Annotated in this window: 18 protein-coding genes; 8 read left to right on the forward strand and 10 right to left on the reverse strand. The window is 68.3% G+C overall.

From position 1 onward, the window contains the following. Nucleotides 1–111: 111 nt before the first annotated feature. The 5 genes from gcvA to ACE3PU_RS15020 all read left to right on the forward strand — a co-directional run bounded on the left by gcvA (nucleotide 112) and on the right by ACE3PU_RS15020 (nucleotide 6,699). Nucleotides 112–1,041, forward strand: a complete 930-nt coding sequence (gcvA, locus tag ACE3PU_RS15000; RefSeq protein ID WP_374390976.1) for a transcriptional regulator GcvA — start codon at nucleotides 112–114, stop codon at nucleotides 1,039–1,041. Between the two features lie 44 nt (nucleotides 1,042–1,085). Next, nucleotides 1,086–1,820, forward strand: a complete 735-nt coding sequence (locus tag ACE3PU_RS15005) for an NYN domain-containing protein (protein ID WP_374390978.1) — start codon at nucleotides 1,086–1,088, stop codon at nucleotides 1,818–1,820. Between the two features lie 61 nt (nucleotides 1,821–1,881). After that, on the forward strand, nucleotides 1,882–2,328 hold the full coding sequence (locus ACE3PU_RS15010; RefSeq protein WP_374390980.1) for a hypothetical protein: 447 nt from the start codon (nucleotides 1,882–1,884) through the stop codon (nucleotides 2,326–2,328). Between the two features lie 122 nt (nucleotides 2,329–2,450). Beyond that, nucleotides 2,451–4,997 carry a TonB-dependent receptor gene (locus ACE3PU_RS15015; RefSeq protein WP_374390982.1) on the forward strand — a complete coding sequence of 849 codons (2,547 nt, stop codon included), beginning with the start codon at nucleotides 2,451–2,453 and terminating at the stop codon, nucleotides 4,995–4,997. Between the two features lie 10 nt (nucleotides 4,998–5,007). Beyond that, entirely contained in the window at nucleotides 5,008–6,699 is a 1,692-nt protein-coding gene (locus ACE3PU_RS15020; protein WP_374390984.1) for an alkaline phosphatase, read from the forward strand. Here the strand turns inward: ACE3PU_RS15020 and dxs are convergent, their stop codons facing one another. From dxs to ACE3PU_RS15050, 6 genes are all read right to left on the reverse strand, one after another. Next, on the reverse strand, nucleotides 6,700–8,613 hold the full coding sequence (gene dxs, locus ACE3PU_RS15025) for a 1-deoxy-D-xylulose-5-phosphate synthase (protein ID WP_374391040.1): 1,914 nt from the start codon (nucleotides 8,611–8,613) through the stop codon (nucleotides 6,700–6,702). It abuts the gene before it with no gap. A 58-nt stretch (nucleotides 8,614–8,671) separates the two neighbouring features. Beyond that, nucleotides 8,672–9,547, reverse strand: a complete 876-nt coding sequence (locus ACE3PU_RS15030; protein ID WP_374391042.1) for a polyprenyl synthetase family protein — start codon at nucleotides 9,545–9,547, stop codon at nucleotides 8,672–8,674. 35 nt (nucleotides 9,548–9,582) lie between these two features. Continuing rightward, nucleotides 9,583–9,924, reverse strand: a complete 342-nt coding sequence (locus ACE3PU_RS15035) for a tRNA-binding protein (RefSeq protein WP_374390986.1) — start codon at nucleotides 9,922–9,924, stop codon at nucleotides 9,583–9,585. Next, nucleotides 9,921–10,169 carry an exodeoxyribonuclease VII small subunit gene (locus ACE3PU_RS15040; RefSeq protein WP_374390988.1) on the reverse strand — a complete coding sequence of 83 codons (249 nt, stop codon included), beginning with the start codon at nucleotides 10,167–10,169 and terminating at the stop codon, nucleotides 9,921–9,923. The genes ACE3PU_RS15035 and ACE3PU_RS15040 overlap by 4 nt, the downstream gene beginning before the upstream one ends. 50 nt (nucleotides 10,170–10,219) lie before the next feature. Continuing rightward, complete coding sequence (locus ACE3PU_RS15045) at nucleotides 10,220–10,819, reverse strand: histidine phosphatase family protein (RefSeq protein WP_374390990.1); 600 nt, start codon at nucleotides 10,817–10,819, stop codon at nucleotides 10,220–10,222. Between the two features lie 100 nt (nucleotides 10,820–10,919). Then, complete coding sequence (locus ACE3PU_RS15050; protein WP_374390992.1) at nucleotides 10,920–11,840, reverse strand: histone deacetylase family protein; 921 nt, start codon at nucleotides 11,838–11,840, stop codon at nucleotides 10,920–10,922. A gap of 70 nt (nucleotides 11,841–11,910) precedes the next feature. On the opposite strand from ACE3PU_RS15050, the gene ACE3PU_RS15055 reads away from it, so the two are divergent. Genes ACE3PU_RS15055 through ACE3PU_RS15065 form a run of 3 tightly spaced genes read left to right on the forward strand, consistent with a single transcriptional unit; the run spans nucleotide 11,911 to nucleotide 14,228 of the window. After that, nucleotides 11,911–12,438, forward strand: coding sequence for an N-acetyltransferase family protein (locus tag ACE3PU_RS15055; protein WP_374390994.1), 528 nt, complete (start codon nucleotides 11,911–11,913; stop codon nucleotides 12,436–12,438). 35 nt (nucleotides 12,439–12,473) lie between these two features. Next, entirely contained in the window at nucleotides 12,474–13,652 is a 1,179-nt protein-coding gene (locus ACE3PU_RS15060) for a VWA domain-containing protein (RefSeq protein WP_374390996.1), read from the forward strand. A gap of 60 nt (nucleotides 13,653–13,712) precedes the next feature. Further along, nucleotides 13,713–14,228 carry a hypothetical protein gene (locus ACE3PU_RS15065; RefSeq protein ID WP_374390998.1) on the forward strand — a complete coding sequence of 172 codons (516 nt, stop codon included), beginning with the start codon at nucleotides 13,713–13,715 and terminating at the stop codon, nucleotides 14,226–14,228. A gap of 58 nt (nucleotides 14,229–14,286) precedes the next feature. On the opposite strand, the gene ACE3PU_RS15070 is transcribed toward ACE3PU_RS15065, so the two are convergent. The 4 genes from ACE3PU_RS15070 to ACE3PU_RS15085 form a co-directional block, all read right to left on the reverse strand. Beyond that, nucleotides 14,287–14,469, reverse strand: a complete 183-nt coding sequence (locus tag ACE3PU_RS15070) for a CsbD family protein (protein WP_374391000.1) — start codon at nucleotides 14,467–14,469, stop codon at nucleotides 14,287–14,289. Nucleotides 14,470–14,555: 86 nt separating this feature from the next. Continuing rightward, nucleotides 14,556–14,999, reverse strand: coding sequence for an NUDIX domain-containing protein (locus ACE3PU_RS15075; protein ID WP_374391002.1), 444 nt, complete (start codon nucleotides 14,997–14,999; stop codon nucleotides 14,556–14,558). 25 nt (nucleotides 15,000–15,024) lie between these two features. Next, the gene (locus ACE3PU_RS15080) at nucleotides 15,025–16,068 is read right to left on the reverse strand and encodes a sensor histidine kinase (protein ID WP_374391004.1); all 1,044 of its coding nucleotides are present in this window, start codon (nucleotides 16,066–16,068) and stop codon (nucleotides 15,025–15,027) included. Continuing rightward, complete coding sequence (locus ACE3PU_RS15085) at nucleotides 16,065–16,466, reverse strand: response regulator (protein WP_374391044.1); 402 nt, start codon at nucleotides 16,464–16,466, stop codon at nucleotides 16,065–16,067. Before ACE3PU_RS15085 ends, ACE3PU_RS15080 begins: the two co-directional genes overlap by 4 nt. Nucleotides 16,467–16,473: the final 7 nt, after the last annotated feature.

A 16,473-nucleotide genomic window follows, 5' to 3' on the forward strand; every position in this document is an offset into this window, starting at 1 on the left:
GCGCCGTCGTGAGGGGAAGAAGGGACGACGGCAGGACGCAAACCTTCGGCTTCCGCGTCCAGACCCGCAAACCAGATTGCCTTTGCCTCGCTGATAGGATTTCTAACGGCGATGGCCCGATCCCTGCTTCCGCTCAACGCCCTGCGCGCCTTCGAGGCCGCCGCGCGTCACCTGAACTTCTCGCGCGCCGCCGACGAACTGGCCGTAACGCCGGGCGCCGTCAGCCAGCAGATTCGCCTCTTGGAAGACATCGTCGGCGGCCCCTTGTTCGTGCGCGAGGCGCGCGGCCTGCAACTGACCGACCTCGGCCGGTCCTCCGTCCCGCTGCTGCGCGAAGGGTTCGAACGGCTGATGGACGCCTCGGCCCTGCTGCGTGAACCGCCGCGCCGCAAGCAGGTGTCGATCAGCGTCGCCCCCGGCTTCGCGTCCAAATGGCTGATGCCGCGCATGGACGATTTCCACGCGTCGCATCCCGAGATCGAGCTGTGGATCTCCGCCGACATGGAGCCCGCCGACCTGACCGAGGGCAAGGTGGACCTGGCCGTCCGCTACGGGCCCGGCGACTATCCCGGCCTGACCGTCGACCGGTTGATGACCGAGACGGTGCTGCCTGTCTGCTCGGCTGCACTTATGGCCGGCGAGCATCCGATCCGCACGCCCGCCGACCTGGTGCGCCATACCCTGCTGCACGACATGTCCAATGACGGCGACCCCAGCCGCCCCGACTGGGCCATGTGGCTGAAGGCGCGCGGCGTACGCCATCCCGACCCGCGCCGGGGCTCGCGCTTCAACCAGTCGGGCCTGCTGATCGAGGCCGCCATGGCCGGCCGCGGCGTCGCCTTGGCCAAACGCACCCTCGCCCAGGCCGACCTCGCGTCAGGCCGCCTGGTCGCGCCATTCCCGGACGGCTCGGAAGCGGTCGGCTTCGCCTATTACGTCGTCCAGCCCCGCGACCGCCCGCCCTCGCCCAGCGCCACGGCCTTCGTCGCCTGGCTGAAGAAACAGGCCGTGGATCACGACAACACGATGGGGCAGTTGTAGGGTCTGGCCGCCGCACGCTGAACGGCGCAGGAAAGACATTCGCCATGGCCGACGAAAAGGCGCCCCGTCTCGCGGTGCTGATCGATGCGGAGAACGCCTCGCACCGGATCGCCGAGGCCCTGTTCTCCGAGATCGCCACGCTGGGCGAGGCCTCGGCGCGACGCATCTATGGCGATTTCGCCAGTCCGCAGGTTGCCGGCTGGACCAAGGTCCTGGCCCGCTTCGCCATCCAGCCCCAGCAGAACTTCGCCAACACCAAGGGCAAGAACTCGGGCGACATCGCCCTGGTCATCGACGCCATGGACCTGCTGCACTCGGGCCGGTTCGACGGCTTTTGCCTGGTTTCGTCCGACGCTGACTTTACGCGCCTCGCGGCCCGCATCCGCGAGGAAGGGGTCGATGTCTACGGCTTCGGCGAGCAGAAGACGCCGGAAAGCTTCCGCCAGGCCTGCACCCGCTTCATCTACACCGAGAACCTGAGCGCGCCGGCCGAGATCGACAACGGCGCCGCCAAGTCGCCCGCCGTCGCGGCCCCGGCCGCCAAACGCAAACCCTCGGAAGCGGCGCGGCTCATCGCCGCCATCATCGCCGACATGGACGAGGACGCGGACGGCTGGGTCGCGGTCAGCGGCATAGGCAATCGCCTGCGCAACGCCTATCCCGACTTCGACCAACGCACCTACGGTTACGCCAAGCTGTCGGACCTGATCCGCGCCACGGGACGCTTCGAGGTCGAAACTGGCGAACGCGGGGCCATGCGCATCCGCGATCGCGCCTGAGGCGCCCGACTGAAAGCACGCGGGTCGCGCAACGATCCCGCGCCCCGGCTGTTCACCGCCAATGGCGGCGCGTCTGAAAGTCTTCACCTGGTCGGACGGCTTCCACGCCTTCACCGTGGCGGCATCCTCGCGGCCCAAGGCGCTGGCGGCCTGGGGCGTGGGGCAGGACCTGTTCAAATCGGGCCTGGCCCGTCAGATCGACGAAGGCCCCGACCACGACGCGGCGCTCAAGTCGCCGGGTCAGGTGATCGAGCGCGGCCTGTCCGTCGACCCCGGCGCCGTGGCCCCCGCCCGCAGGCCAAAGCGCCCGTCGGCCGCCGCCCGCCGCAAGGTCGAGACGCTGGAGACCGAACTGGCTGAACTGGACCGCCGTCAGGCGGAAGAGACCGCCGCGCTTGAAGACGAGGCCAAGGCCTTGGCCCGCCGCCAGGCTGATCTCGAAAAGCGTCACAAGGCCGATCGCGATCGCCTGCGCGACCGGCTCAGGGCCGCGCGCGACAAGGTCTGACGCTCACGGAGCGATTGTCTCCGATCCTTCAGCGCAACGTCGCGCAGACGAAGTCGGACCGTCGCCGCCGCGACATTGCCGCCGGTTACTCACCGCCATTCTGCCTAGCTTGGGGATGAGACATGGCGATCCGACTGAAGACGCGGCTCCTGGCCGCTGCGGCCCTGACCGGCGCGATGGGCGCGGGGAACGCCGCTCTGGCGCAGGACGCCTCTCCGGCCGAGTTGGGCGAGATCGTCGTCACCGCCCAGCTGCGCGAACAGGATCCGATCGAGGTGCCCTTCGCGCTGACCGCCTATTCCGGCGAATTCCTGGAGAACCTGGGCGTTCAGGAGTTCGATCAGCTGTCGGCCTTCGTGCCGGGCTTCCTGGTTCAGAACCAGTCCCCCAACAACCCCGGCTTCGTGATGCGCGGCATCACCTCCGACTCGGGCGCCGCGACCGCCGAACCGCGCGTCTCGGTCTTCCAGGACGGCGTCTCCATCTCCAAGTCGCGCGGCTCCTACGTCGAACTGTTCGACATGGAACGGATTGAGGTGGCCAAGGGACCGCAGTCGACGCTCTACGGCCGTGGCGCCCTGATCGGCGCGGTCAACCTGGTGCAGAACCGCGCCCGGCCGGGGCGGACCGACGCCTACGCGCAGGCTGAATTCGGCGACGAGGGCTACCGTATGGTCGAAGGCGCGCTGAACCTGCCGGTCGGCGATGACGCCGGCCTGCGCCTGGCCACGCGGATGAAGACCCGCGACGGCTACGTCGAGAACCTGCTGGGCGGCGAGGACTACAACTCGATCGAAACCCAGGCCTTCCGCCTGTCGGGCGCCTGGACGCCTTGGGACGCCATGCGCTTCGATGTGATCGCCAACTATCAAACCGACGAGGCCTCGGGCACCTCGTTCAAGTCGATCGCCTATGCGCCGTTCGATCCCGCCACCGGCGCGGTCCTGGGTGACGCGGCTCCCTGGGAGGGCGCGGCCCTGACGCCGGGCGCCGACTTCGACGGCGGCAAGAGCCTGGGTCTGGATCGCGAGGTCTGGGGCGTGACGGGCCTGGCCCGCATCGCGCTGTCGCCGACGCTGACGCTGAACTCGACCACCGCCTATCGCCAGTTCGACTCCTACGAGACCTTCGACGCGGACGGCGTCTCCCTGCCGATCCTGACGGCGGCCGAGGACGCCCACGGCGAACAGTGGAGCCAGGAGTTCCGCCTGAACTACGACGACGGCGGCCGTCTCAGCGCCTTCGTCGGCGCCGGCTGGTTCCAGGAGGAAGGCCGCCAGCGCGCGCCGACCCAGTTCGACGAGCGCTACGCACTGATCCAACTGGCCGCGCCGCTGGGGCCGCAGCGCCTGAAGCTTCCCTATGTCGCGCCGTTGCCGACGGTGGTCGGCGGCGTCCTGACCGGCCTGCTGCCCGCATCGGCCGGGCCGCTGATCCCCCGCCTGCTGAACAATCTCAAGACCAATCACGTCGAGGTCTCGACCAACAGCAGCGACCTGACTTCCTACGACCTGTTCGGCGACGTGACCTACCGCTTCACCGACAGGTTCGAGATGTCGGCGGGCCTGCGCTGGACGCAGGACGACAAGACCACGGGCCTGGCGAACAGCGTCCAGAACGGCCGTTCGATCGTCGGCGGCCTGGTCGCCATCCAGACGCTGGCCGCGCGCGCCCAGGCCCTGGCCCAGGTCGGCGACCTGGCCGGCGCCGGCGCCCTCCAGGCTCAGATCAGCCAGCTTCTCGTGGGCCTGGCCACGCCGGGGGCGGCGAACCTGCCGATCGCCAGCGGCCTTCCGCTGTTCGGCCTGACCGCCCAGCCGACCGCGAACAACGGCGACTTCGTGTATCAGGACCACGAGGACGACGGCCTGACCTGGCGCGTCACCGCCCGCTACGCCCTGTCGGAAAACGCCAGCCTCTACGCCAACTATGCGCGCGGCCGTCGACCGGATGTGCTCAGCGTCAGCGCTCCCTCGGTCCCGCTGGGCGCCCCGAACTTCGAGGTCATCGAGGCCGAGACGGTCGACAGCTACGAGGTCGGCGCCAAGGCGGCCCTGCTGGACGGCCGCCTGCGGCTGGACGGCGCGGTGTTCCACTACGCCTACGAGAACTTCCAGACCACGGAGCAGATCGGCACGGCCTTCGTCACCGTCAACGCCGGCGAGGCCAAGGCCTACGGCTTCGAAGGTCAGGCCTTCTACGGGATCACCCCGGACTTCGACCTATTCGCCACCTACGGCTACAACCATTCGCGGTTCGAGAGCGGCGCGCGCGACGGCAACCGCTTCCGCCTGTCGCCCGACCACATGGCCTCGGTCGGCGCCCTTTGGCGTCTTCCCATGGCTGGCGGGGCGGTGGAGATCCAGCCCACCTACACTTGGCAGTCCAAGGTCTTCTTCGACGACGACAACGACCGTCCGGAACTGCAGACCGGCAACTTCGTCCCCGACCTGATCGTGGACGAGTTCCAGGACAGCTACGGCCTGCTGAACCTGCGTGTCCGCTATGCGCCCGACATGGGGAACTGGGGCGTCGAGGCGTTCGGCGAGAACCTCTTGGACGAGGAGTACATCAAGGACGCCGGCAACACCGGCGACGCCCTGGGCATGCCCACCTTCATCGCCGGACGGCCCGCCGCGTACGGCGTCGTGTTCAAGCTGAAGCTCTGAGGATCGACCGATGAAACTGGATCGCCGCAGCCTCCTGGGCTTGCTCGGTGCGGGCGCCACCACCGCCTGCGCCACCACGCCCGCAGCAACGCAGGCCGCACCGGTCGCCTTCCTGCATGGTGTGGCCAGCGGCGATCCTGACACCCGTTCGGCGGTCTTCTGGACGCGCGTCACCCCGGCCGATCCGGCGGCGGGCGACGTGGCCGTCACTCTGGAGGTGGCCCGCGACGCCGACTTCAGCGACATCGTGCGCCGCTCGACCGGCCTGCGCGCCCGGGCCGAACGAGACTTCACCGTAAAGCACGATCTCGACGGCCAGGGGCTGGAGCCGGGCGAAGAGTACTTCTACCGCTTCGTCTCGGGCGAGGCGATCTCGCCCGTCGGCCGGGTCCGCACCCTGCCCGAAGGCGCCACGCCCGACGTCGTCATGGCGGTGGTCTCGTGCCAGCTCTATCCGGGCGGCCTGTTCAACGCCTACGACGCCATCGCGGGACTGGAGCGGCTGGACGCCGTCGTTCACCTGGGCGACTACATCTACGAGTACGGAGCCGAGGCCGACGACTACGGCATGGTTGCGGGCCAGCGGCTGGGCCGCGTGCCGGAACCCGCGCATGAAATCGTCAGCCTGGCCGACTACCGGACGCGACACGCCCAGTACAAGTCCGATCCCGACCTGCAGGCCGCCCACGCCCGCGCGGCCTTCATCTGCGTCTGGGACGACCACGAGGTGACCAACGACGCCTGGGCCGCCGGTGCGCAGAACCATCAGCCGGCGACCGAAGGCGACTTCGCTATGCGCAAGGCCGCCGCCTTGCGCGCCTATTACGAATGGATGCCGATCCGCGAGCCGAAGGCCGGCGCGATGCGGGAGGCGATCAACCGCGCCTTCCATTTCGGCGACCTGGCCACTCTGGCGATGGTCGAGACGCGCCTGCTGGCCCGCGCGGAACAGCTGTCCTACGCTGACCTGACGATGACGGCCGAGGGGAAGCCGGACGTCGCCGCCTTCGAGGCCCGGCGACACGAACCGTCGCGTGATCTTCTCGGCGACGACCAGCGGCGCTGGCTGACCGACACCCTGGCGCAATCGAAGGCGCATGGCCGCGCATGGCAGGTGCTGGGCAATCAGGTGGTGACCGCACGGGTCAAGGGTCCGCAGATCGACCAGATGATGGCGCCCGCGCAGGTCGCGGGCCTGCTGGCCGGCCTGCCCGCCGACATCCGGGCGCAGGTCGAGGCCTCGATCCAGCTGTTCAAGCTGGGGCTGCCGTTCAACCTGGACAGCTGGGACGGGTACCCGGTCGCGCGTGAACGCCTATACGCCGCCTTCAAGTCCGCCGGGGTCCAACCGATCGTCCTGGCCGGCGACAGCCACGCCTTCTGGGTCAATGAGCTGCACGACGACGCGGGAGAGCGCCGTGCGGTGGAGTTCGGGACATCGTCGATCTCCAGCCCCTCCCCGGCCGATTCCATCGGCGGCCTGCCGCTGGGTCTGGCGCTGATGGCGGCCAATCCGCAGGAGGTGAAGTTCTGCGATCAGTCGTCGAAGGGCTTTGTCCTGCTGACGTTGACGCACGAAGACGCCACGGCCGAACTGCGCGCCGTCTCGACCATCATGGCCAAGCCGTACGAAACCACGACCGTGAAGCGCTACCGCGTCACGCGCGAAGGCGCTGGCCTGGGTCCGCTTCAGGAAGCTTGATCAGGCGCGGGCGGCGCGCACTGCTTCGATCCCCAGCGCCCTGAAAGCGGCGCCGGCGATGTGTTCGGCGTTCAGCCCAGCCTGGGCGTACATGGCGACCGGAGAATCCTGGTCCTGGAAGATGTCGGGCAGGTGCAGGGTGCGCACCTTCAGCCCGCCGTCCAGCGCGCCCTTTTCCGCCAGCAGCTGCAGCACGAAGGCGCCGAAGCCGCCCATGGCGCCCTCCTCGACCGTGATCAGGGCCTCGTGCTCACGGGCCAGGCGCAGGATCAGATCGGCGTCCAGCGGCTTGGCGAAACGGGCGTCGGCGACCGTCGCGGACACGCCGCGCGCGGCCAGAAGATCCGCCGCCTTCAGCGATTCCTGCAGGCGCGTGCCCAGCGACAGGATGGCGACCGAGGTCCCCTCGCGCACGATGCGGCCCTTGCCGATCTCCAGCGGCGCCGCCAGCTCGGGGATTTCCACGCCCACGCCGTCGCCGCGCGGATAGCGGAAGGCGCTGGGCCGGTCGTCGATCTCCAGGCTGGTGGCGATCATGGCGGCCAGTTCCGCCTCGTCGGAGGCCGCCATCAGCACCATGCCGGGCAGCGCGCCCATGAAGCCGACGTCGAAGCTGCCCGCGTGGGTCGCGCCGTCCGCCCCGACCAGGCCCGCGCGGTCCATGGCGAAGCGCACCGGCAGCGACTGGATCGCCACGTCGTGCACCACCTGGTCGTAGCCGCGCTGGAGGAAGGTCGAATAGATGGCGCAGACCGGCTTCATCCCGTCGGCGGCCAGGCCAGCGGCGAAGGTCACGGCGTGCTGCTCGGCGATGCCGACGTCGTAGGTGCGGTCCGGAAACGCCTGACCGAACAGGTCCAGCCCCGTGCCCGACGGCATGGCGGCGGTGATGGCGACAATGGCGGGATCGCGCTCGGCCCGCTTGATCAGCTCGGTCCCGAACACCTTGGTGTAGCTGGGGGCGTTGGAAATGGCCTTGGCCTGCTTGCCCGAGACCACGTCGAACTTGACCACCGCATGCAGCTTGTCTGCGCTGGATTCGGCGGGCGCATAACCCTTGCCCTTCTGCGTCACCACATGGACCAGAACCGGCCGGTCGGTGATGGCCGCCGCATTCTTCAGGATGGGAACCAGGTTCTCCATGTCGTGGCCGTCGACCGGCCCGACGTAGTAGAAGCCCAGCTCCTCGAAGAAGGTGCCGCCCACGATCATGCCGCGCGCATATTCCTCGGCCTTGCGCGCCGCGTCGCGGAACGGGCGCGGCATATGGTCGACGAACTTCTTTCCGACCTTGCGGATGTTGCGATAGGCGCCGCCCGAGACCTGTTTGGCCAGATAGGCGCTCATGCCCCCGACCGGAGGCGCGATCGACATGTCGTTGTCGTTCAGAATGACCATCAGCTGGCCGCTGGTGGCCTCGGCGGCGTTGTTCATCGCCTCATAGGCCATGCCCGCCGACATGGAGCCGTCGCCGATGACGGCCACCACCTTGTTCGTCCCGCCCTTCTGGTCGCGCGCGGCGGCGAAGCCCAGCGCGGCCGAGATGGACGTCGAGGCGTGAGCCGCGCCGAATGGGTCGTACTCGCTCTCGCTGCGCTTGGTGAAACCCGACAGGCCCCCGCCCTGGCGCAGGGTGCGGATGCGGTCGCGCCGCCCGGTCAGGATCTTGTGCGGATAGCACTGGTGCCCGACGTCCCAGATCAGGATGTCCGTGGGCGTCTCGAACACATGGTGCAGGGCGACCGTCAGCTCGACCACGCCCAGGCCGGCGCCCAGGTGCCCGCCGGTCACCGACACGGCGTCGATCGTCTCGGCCCGCACTTCGTCCGCCAGCTGCTTCAGCTGATCCACGTCGAAACCGCGCGTGTCGGCGGGAATCCGGACGATGTCGAGAAGGGGGGTGTCGGGCATCAGACGCAGGAACCTTGGAAGTCTTGATCGATCAACCCGTGAGGTCGAACGACGTTGCCTATCAGGACCGGCGCTTTAGCACAAAGTCCACGCTGGCCCTGAGGATTTCGGCGTCGTCGCCGAACAGGTCCAGATGACTGCGGGCCTGATCGGCCAGGTGCGCGACTCTGTGCCGCGCCTCCGCCAGCCCCAGCAGGGTGACGAAATTGGTCTTGCCCAACGCGGCGTCCTTGCCGCCGGCGGCCTTGCCCATCTCCTCGGGGGACCCTTCGACGTCCAGCAGATCGTCCACGATCTGATAGGCCAGGCCGATGTCATGCGAGAAGTTCATCAGCGCCAGGCGATGCGCCGGCTCGGCGTCGGCGATGATCACCGGAATCTCGAAGGCGTAGGCGAACAGGGCGCCGGTCTTCAGCCTTTGCATCCGCGCCACCCCGCCCAGGTCGTCGCGGACGCCCAGAAGGTCGATCATCTGCCCCCCGGCCATGCCCCGCGCGCCCGACGCCATCGACAGTCGCGCCGCCAGTTCGCAGCGCACCGCCGGATCGTCGTGGGTGTCCTCGTGCAGCAGGATGTCGAAAGCCGCCGTCTGCAGGGCGTCGCCGGCCAGAACCGCCGTCGCCTCGTCATAGGCGCGGTGAACGGTCGGCCGCCCCCGGCGCATGTCGTCGTCGTCCATGCACGGCAGGTCGTCGTGGACGAGGCTGTAGGCGTGAACGCATTCCAGCGCGCAGGCCGCGCGCAGCACCGCCCGCTCATCGATGTCGAACAGGCGCGCCGCCTCCAGGGCGAAGAAGGGCCGCAACCGCTTTCCCGGCCCCAGAGCCGCATAGCGCATCGCCTCGGTCAGCCGCGCCTCCGGACCGTCGGCGCGGGGCAACAGTTCGTCCAGGGCGACCGTGACCAGATCGGCGATTTCGGCCACCCGATCGATCACCGCCTGTTCGGGCGAGTTGGCGGCAAGGACGTGGGTCAAAACAGCCGCCCGCCCAGAGGGATTTCGCGATCGACGCCGACCAGCACCACTTCGCCTTCCGCATCCGGAAAGCCGAGAGTCAGCACCTCGGACATGAACGGTCCGATCTGGCGCGGAGGAAAGTTCACGACCGCGGCGACGTGGCGGCCCTCCAGCTGTTCGATCGTGTAGTGCCGGGTGATCTGGGCCGAGGACTTCCTGACGCCGATCTCGGGACCGAAGTCGATCTGCAGCTTGAACGCCGGCTTGCGCGCCTCGGGAAAGGGCTCGGCCTTGATCACCTGGCCGACACGGATGTCGACCTTCATGAAGTCGTCGAAGGTGATGGTATCCGTCATTCGAACGAAGCCGCTTCGACCCCGCGGGGCTGGCCGTCCGAACCGACGACAATCTTCTCGACACGAAGCTGGGCGGCCTTCAGCCGATCCTCGCAGTGCGCCTTCAGACGGGCGCCCTCCTCGTAAAGGGCGATCGATTCCTCGAGCGGCGCCTGGCCTGACTCAAGGCGCGAGACGATGGTCTCCAGGCGCTGGAGCGCCTCTTCGAAGCTGAGGTCGGCGGGGATCGGAACGGCGTCGGTCATGGAGGCGGACCCTAGAGGCGGCCGCGCCCGGCTTCAACCGCGACGACGGATCAGCGGCGCTCGTAGCGGCGCTGCGACCAGTATTTGAAGCCCTGGTTCTCGACCAGCTTCCACCCGTCGACCTTCAGACGCCGCCCGACCATGTGGTTGAAGTAACCATGGGCGAAGACCAGCACGTCCTTCCCGCCCGAAGCCTTGGCGATCAGCACCTGAGCGGCCTGCTCGGCCCGCGCCTCGGCCTGGTCGCGGGTTTCCTGGCCGCCGTGATGGTTGAAGGCGTGCCACCAGAAGCGCGACACCACCCCCCACCACTTGGGCGACAGCCTGATCCAGTCGGGAATGGGCGGCGGCGGCAGCGGCGCCTCGATGAACAGGGCGTCGGTCATGGTCTCGCGGCCGGCGGCGACGGCCGCAGCCGTCTCCTGCGCACGCTGGCGGGTCGAGACATAGATGGCCCCGGCGCCCTCGGCGGCGGCGACCAGGGCGGCCGGCGGCGTCTGGCCGGCCAGCAGGCCGCCGACTTCATACTTGGCCCACCAGTCGCCGTATTCGCGCGCCGTGATCAGGCATTTGCGCGACAGGGCCGGCTCGCCATGACGGATCAGGATGATCGCCCCGGGGCGCAGCGCCGCAGGCGCGGCGGCGGCCATCGGCGACGCCTCCGCGACGGAAGGCTCTGACGATTCGAGGGACAGGGCGGGGGACGACATGGCGAATGGACGGGCGTTTGGTTTCAAGGCTTTGGCGTCCTCAGTCCTCCCCAAGCGCCATCACATGGGCGACCGCCGAACGGCCGAGCCCTTCAAGGTCGTAACCGCCCTCGAGCGCGGATACAACCTTGCCCGCACACGTCCGTCGCGCGACCTCCAGCACGGCTCGCGTGGCCCAGGCGAAATCCTCGGCTTCCAGAGACTGATGCGCTAGGGGGTCGCGTCGGTGGGCGTCGAAGCCGGCCGAGATCAGGATCAGGTCGGGCCGGAACGCGTCCAGCGCGGGCATCAGTCCGCCGGCGAAGGTCGCGCGCCAGCTCTCGCGCGCCGCATGGGGCGGAACGGGCGCATTGACGATATTGCCCACGCCCGTCTCCGACGCCGCGCCCGTGCCGGGATAGAGCGGCATCTGGTGGATCGAGCCCAGGAACAGGCTGTCGTCGTCCTGAAACGCGGCTTGAGTGCCGTTTCCGTGGTGCACGTCGAAGTCGATCACCGCGACCCGCGCCAGTCCCTCCGCCTGCGCCGCTCGCGCGGCGACCGCGACCGACGAGAACAGGCAGAAGCCCATCGCCTGGTCCGGCTCCGCATGATGCCCCGGCGGGCGCACGGCGGCGAAGGCGCGGTTCGTCTCGCCCCGCGTGACCGCCCGCACCGCATTGATCGCCGCCCCCGCCGCCAGCCGCGCGGCGGGCACGCTGCCCGGAGACAGGACCGTGTCCGCGTCCAGCTGGCGCAGGCCCGTCTGGGGAGAAGCCTCCAGCAGACGCGCTACATAGGCGGCCGGATGCACCCGCTCCAGGTCTGCGACCTCGGCCTGGGCCGCTGCGCGTCGATTGCCGGCGAGCCCTGCGTCAGCCAGCGCATCCAGCACCGCCTTCAGCCGCGCGGGACTTTCTGGGTGGCCTGCGCCTGGGGAGTGTTCCAGCATGGCGGGATGGGTGAAGATCGGCACGGTCATGCCGGAATGATAGGTCGGCGCGCTGCGCCTGTCGCGTGACGAAACGCCGGCTCCGCGCTAGAGCCGCGCCATGACCGACGCCGTGATCCGCCCCGCCCGACCCGATGACGCTGAAGCGCTGGGCGCGCTGGGCCGCCAGACCTTCATCGACACCTTCGTCACCGGCTTCGGCATCCCCTATCCGCAGGCCGACCTGGACGCCTTCCTGAACGCCAGTTTCGAACTCGAGCCGACACGACGGAAGCTGGCTGAGCCCGGTGCGGCCTGGTGGGTCGCCGCGCGCGGAGACGAGTTGCTGGCCTTCGCCAACGCCGGCCCCAACACCCTGCCCCATCCCGACGCCCGGCCCGAACATATGGAGCTACGCCGCCTTTATGTGTCGAAGGCCGCGCAGGGTCTGGGCCTGGGCACGAAACTGCTGACCCTGTCTCTGGACTGGATGGAGGCCCACACCCAAGGTCCGCTGTGGATCGGCGTCTGGAGCGGCAACGACAAGGCCCAACGCCTCTACGCCGCCTACGGCTTCGAAAAGGCGGGCGAGTATCAGTATCCCGTCGGCGCCTGGCTGGATGACGAGTTCATCTTGCGACGCGGCTGATCGAAATACCGGCCGCGAGCTGATAACGTCGCCGAATGCTGCTGCCCTTCTTCACCGCCCTGCGCGACGCCAAGGTTCCGGTGTCGATGAAGGAATGGCTCCATCTGTTGGAGGCCATGGATCGCGACGTGGCCGGGCGCGAGGTTGAGGCCTTCTATCACCTGTCGCGCGCGGTGCTGGTCAAGGACGAGAAACACTATGACCGGTTCGACCAGGTGTTCGGGACCGTGTTCAAGGGCGTGGAATCGGTCGGGGCGGGCGAAGACCTGACGACCGACATCCCCGAGGACTGGCTGCGGCTGCTGAACGAGAAATACCTGTCAGACGAGGAGAAGGCCCAGATCGAGGCGCTGGGCGGCTTCGACAAGCTGATGGAGACGCTGAAACAGCGGCTGGAGGAGCAGAAGGAACGCCATTCCGGCGGCTCGAAGTGGATCGGTACGGGCGGGACCAGCCCCTTCGGCCACGGCGGCTACAATCCCGAAGGGGTGCGGATCGGGGGACCGGCGCGGCACGGCCGGGCGGTGAAGGTGTGGGAGAAGCGCGAGTTCAGGAATCTGGACGACACGGTCGAGCTAGGCACCCGCAACATCAAGGTCGCCCTGCGACGCCTGCGCCGGTTCGCCCGCGAAGGCGCTGCCGAGGAACTGGACATCGACGGCACCATCGACGGCACGGCGCGCCAGGGCTGGCTGGACGTGCGCATGCGGCCAGAACGACGCAACACCATCAAGGTCCTGCTGTTTCTGGATGTCGGCGGCTCGATGGACGGACACATAAAATTGGTCGAGGAGTTGTTCTCGGCCGCCCGGACCGAGTTCAGGAACCTGGAGTTCTTCTACTTCCACAACTGCCTCTACGAAGGCGTGTGGAAGGACAATCGGCGACGGCACGCCGAGCGGACGCCCACATGGGACCTGCTGCACAAGTATCCGGGCGACTGGCGGGCCATCTTCGTCGGCGATGCGACCATGAGCCCCTACGAAATCACCATGCCAGGCGGATCGGTCGAACACTGGAACGAGGAAGCCGGGGCCGTCTGGATGAAACGCGCCCGGCAGCAGTGGGAACGATCGGTCTGGCTGAACCCCGTGCAGGAACGATACTGGAGCTACACCGCATCGGTCGGACTTCTGCGCGAGGTGATGGACGACCGCATGTTCCCGCTGACGCTGGACGGTCTATCGCGAGCGATGCGCGCGCTCACGCGATAGTCGGGTGACCCCCGGCTCTGGCGTGGTTAGGGTCGCGAGACCAGATGCCGGGAGTCCAGGATGCTGATCGCCGCCCTCGCCTATCTTGTGATCCAGCCCGCTGCGACGGCCGTGGTGTGGGAGCAGCCCCCAGCGGCGGTCGAGGCGGCCGGTGGGGCGTCCGGCGAGGCGACGCCGGAACGCCCCGCGACCACCCTTCCCGACTGGGCCCTAGCCGATCCGTTCGGCTACGAGCGCGCGCGCTGCAATCCGATGGTCCGGGGCGCCAAGACCCTGGAAGCTTGCCAGGCGGAGACTCGCATCGCATTGGCGACCGCCCTGGGCGACGACCTGCCCGACGCCCTTCGCCCCCCGGGCATGGCCGGCGACTGCCAGATGATCCAGGCGGCCGGCGGCGGGTCCGCCTATGCGCTTCAGTGCGGGAGCCAGTCGCGCAGCGCCTCGACTTCCACCGTGCCCCAGGAGATGGACTGCCGGCCACGCCCCGAGCGCGGCGGCTTCAGTTCGGAATGCAGGCCGCTCAATCAGGAAGAGAAGGGCCTGAAGCTGCGCCTGTGGGGCGGCGACGACGACTGAGCATGCAAAACGCCGCCCGCGATCGGTCGCGGGCGGCGCTTCGAAGCGACTTTCAGGATCAGTTGCGGTTGTCGCGCAGGCTGTCCTTGACGCCGCCGACGGTGTTCTGGACCTTGCCTTCCACCTGGTCGGCGCGGCCTTCGGCCTTCAGCTTTTCGTCGCCGGTCACCTTGCCGGCCGCTTCCTTCAGCTTGCCGCCGAGGTTCTTGCCGGCGCCTTCGACACGATCATGATCGGGCATGTGAATTCTCCTTTCCTGGTCAACGCCTTGATGGCGCAGAGAGGTAGACAGAGAACCGGCCGGGAAGCCGTGGAGTTCCATACGGCCTAGCTGTCGCGGCGCATCCAGACCGCCACCGCCCAGGCGTGGGCGTCGTGTCGCAGACGAGACAGGGCCTGGGCGGGCTCCAGCCACGTCAGGGTGTGATCGTCTTCCGTCTTGGTCTCGGGCCGTTCGGCGACGACCGTCGCGGTCCAGTAGCCGCCGACGTTGTTGAGCGCCTCGCCGGTGGTCTTCACGAAGTACTGGCCCGCCTCGGTGATGCGATCCTGGGGCCGGATCGCCAGGCCGGTTTCCTCCACGAATTCCCGCACCAGCGCCTCGGCCTCGGTCTCCTGGCCGTCCACCGCCCCGCCGGGCAGATCGAAATAGCTCTGGTGGCCGCGCTCCACCCGCACGCAGGCGATCAGCCCGTCGCGCACGACAAGACCGAAGGCGGTCGGTCGGCGACGGTGGTCGAGCGCAGGATCCGGCGTTCCGAATTGCAGCATGGTCAGGACGGAACGCGCGAGACGTCTAGAGGTCGAAGGCCAGCCGGGCGCGCACGCCCTTGTGCGCGGCGTCGAACTCGACGGCCGAGCGCAGACCCGAGGCCATGGCCGAGATGATCTTGCCGCCCAGCCCGGTGCCTTTCGGCGTGCCGTCGCCCAGGCCGGGGCCGTCGTCCTCGACCGTCAGAATGGCGCGTTGCTCGCCGTCCGCCTTCAGGCGAATGCGGATTTCGCCGCCCTGGCCGGGCGCATAGGCGTATTTGACGGCGTTGGTGACCAGCTCGGTCACCACCACGCCCAGCGACACGGCCTGGTCGGTCGTGACGTTCATCGGATCGGCGTCCAGCACCAGCCGCGGCGAGCCCTCGTTCGGCCCAACCGACTTGGACAACTCGTCCATCAGCCCGCACAGGTATTCGTCCATGGCGACCTGGCTCATGTCGCCGGACGTATAGAGCCGCCGGTGCACGTGTGCGACAGCCTCGATCCGCGCCTGGGATTCTCTCAGCGCATCCCTCGCGCCCTCGTCCGACACGTGCCGCATCTGCAGCGACATGAAGCTGGACACCAGTTGCAGCGAGTTGCCGACTCGATGGTTCACCTCGCGCAGCATGGCTTCGGCGCGGTCACGGGCCAGGCGGATTTCCTCCTGAGCCTGTTCATTCTCGCGTTGCAGACGACGGCGCAGGACCGCATCCTCCAGCGCCGAGCGCAACAGGGAGGTGAAGTCCTCGGACACGTCCTTGATGACGTAGTCGGCGGCGCCCGCGCGAAGCGCCGCAACCGCGATGCGGCCCTCCTGGGCCCCGGTCACATAGACGACGGGCGGCGGAGCCGGCAGGGCCTGGATGTCCGGCAGCACGTCCAGGCCGTCGCGCGCCGGCATATAGTGGTCCAGCGCGCAGACATCGTATTCGTTCGCCTGCAGCAACGCCAACCCCGCGTCCCCATCGGGCGCGCAGGTAACGGCGTAGCCGTGACGCCCCAGCTCCTTCTCGACCAGCCGCGACAGGGCGCGGTCATCATCGATGTAGAGCAGGCGGATCATCGCCTCTCTCGTCTCGCTCACTCGATCTCCGGGGCCTGCATGACCGAAAGGAACAGGCCCAGCTGACGAATGGCGCCGGCGAAGGACTCATAGTCCACCGGCTTGGTGATGTAGACGTTGCAGCCCAGATCGTAGCAGCGCTGAATTTCGACCTTGTCGTCGGTGGTGGTCAGAACGACCACCGGCGCACGCTTCAGACGATCGTCCGACTTCACCCGCTCCAGAATGTCAGTTCCCGACATATCGGGCAGATTCAGATCCAGAAGGATCAGCAGCGGGCCGTTAGCCAGGATCTCCGGGCTGAACAGATACTCCAGCGCCGCGCCACCCTCATCGAAATGCTTGATTTCGTTGTTGATATTGGCGCGACGAATGTTCTTTTCGATCAGCTTCGCGTGACCGTGGTCGTCCTCGACCATGATGATT

Origin of the sequence: Brevundimonas sp. (assembly GCF_041911375.1) — a bacterium.
Taxonomy (GTDB): domain Bacteria; phylum Pseudomonadota; class Alphaproteobacteria; order Caulobacterales; family Caulobacteraceae; genus Brevundimonas.

What these genes read in the sequence shown, in the direction of transcription:
- gcvA (WP_374390976.1), top strand. Translation starts at nt 112, where the DNA reads ATGGCCCGATCCCTGCTTCCGCTCAACGCCCTGCGCGCCTTCGAGGCC.
- ACE3PU_RS15005 (WP_374390978.1), top strand. Translation starts at nt 1,086, where the DNA reads ATGGCCGACGAAAAGGCGCCCCGTCTCGCGGTGCTGATCGATGCGGAG.
- ACE3PU_RS15010 (WP_374390980.1), top strand. Translation starts at nt 1,882, where the DNA reads ATGGCGGCGCGTCTGAAAGTCTTCACCTGGTCGGACGGCTTCCACGCC.
- ACE3PU_RS15015 (WP_374390982.1), top strand. Translation starts at nt 2,451, where the DNA reads ATGGCGATCCGACTGAAGACGCGGCTCCTGGCCGCTGCGGCCCTGACC.
- ACE3PU_RS15020 (WP_374390984.1), top strand. Translation starts at nt 5,008, where the DNA reads ATGAAACTGGATCGCCGCAGCCTCCTGGGCTTGCTCGGTGCGGGCGCC.
- ACE3PU_RS15035 (WP_374390986.1), bottom strand. Translation starts at nt 9,924, where the DNA reads ATGACGGATACCATCACCTTCGACGACTTCATGAAGGTCGACATCCGT.
- ACE3PU_RS15040 (WP_374390988.1), bottom strand. Translation starts at nt 10,169, where the DNA reads ATGACCGACGCCGTTCCGATCCCCGCCGACCTCAGCTTCGAAGAGGCG.
- ACE3PU_RS15045 (WP_374390990.1), bottom strand. Translation starts at nt 10,819, where the DNA reads ATGGCCGCCGCCGCGCCTGCGGCGCTGCGCCCCGGGGCGATCATCCTG.
- ACE3PU_RS15050 (WP_374390992.1), bottom strand. Translation starts at nt 11,840, where the DNA reads ATGACCGTGCCGATCTTCACCCATCCCGCCATGCTGGAACACTCCCCA.
- ACE3PU_RS15055 (WP_374390994.1), top strand. Translation starts at nt 11,911, where the DNA reads ATGACCGACGCCGTGATCCGCCCCGCCCGACCCGATGACGCTGAAGCG.
- ACE3PU_RS15060 (WP_374390996.1), top strand. Translation starts at nt 12,474, where the DNA reads ATGCTGCTGCCCTTCTTCACCGCCCTGCGCGACGCCAAGGTTCCGGTG.
- ACE3PU_RS15065 (WP_374390998.1), top strand. Translation starts at nt 13,713, where the DNA reads ATGCTGATCGCCGCCCTCGCCTATCTTGTGATCCAGCCCGCTGCGACG.
- ACE3PU_RS15070 (WP_374391000.1), bottom strand. Translation starts at nt 14,469, where the DNA reads ATGCCCGATCATGATCGTGTCGAAGGCGCCGGCAAGAACCTCGGCGGC.
- ACE3PU_RS15075 (WP_374391002.1), bottom strand. Translation starts at nt 14,999, where the DNA reads ATGCTGCAATTCGGAACGCCGGATCCTGCGCTCGACCACCGTCGCCGA.
- ACE3PU_RS15085 (WP_374391044.1), bottom strand. Translation starts at nt 16,466, where the DNA reads ATGGTCGAGGACGACCACGGTCACGCGAAGCTGATCGAAAAGAACATT.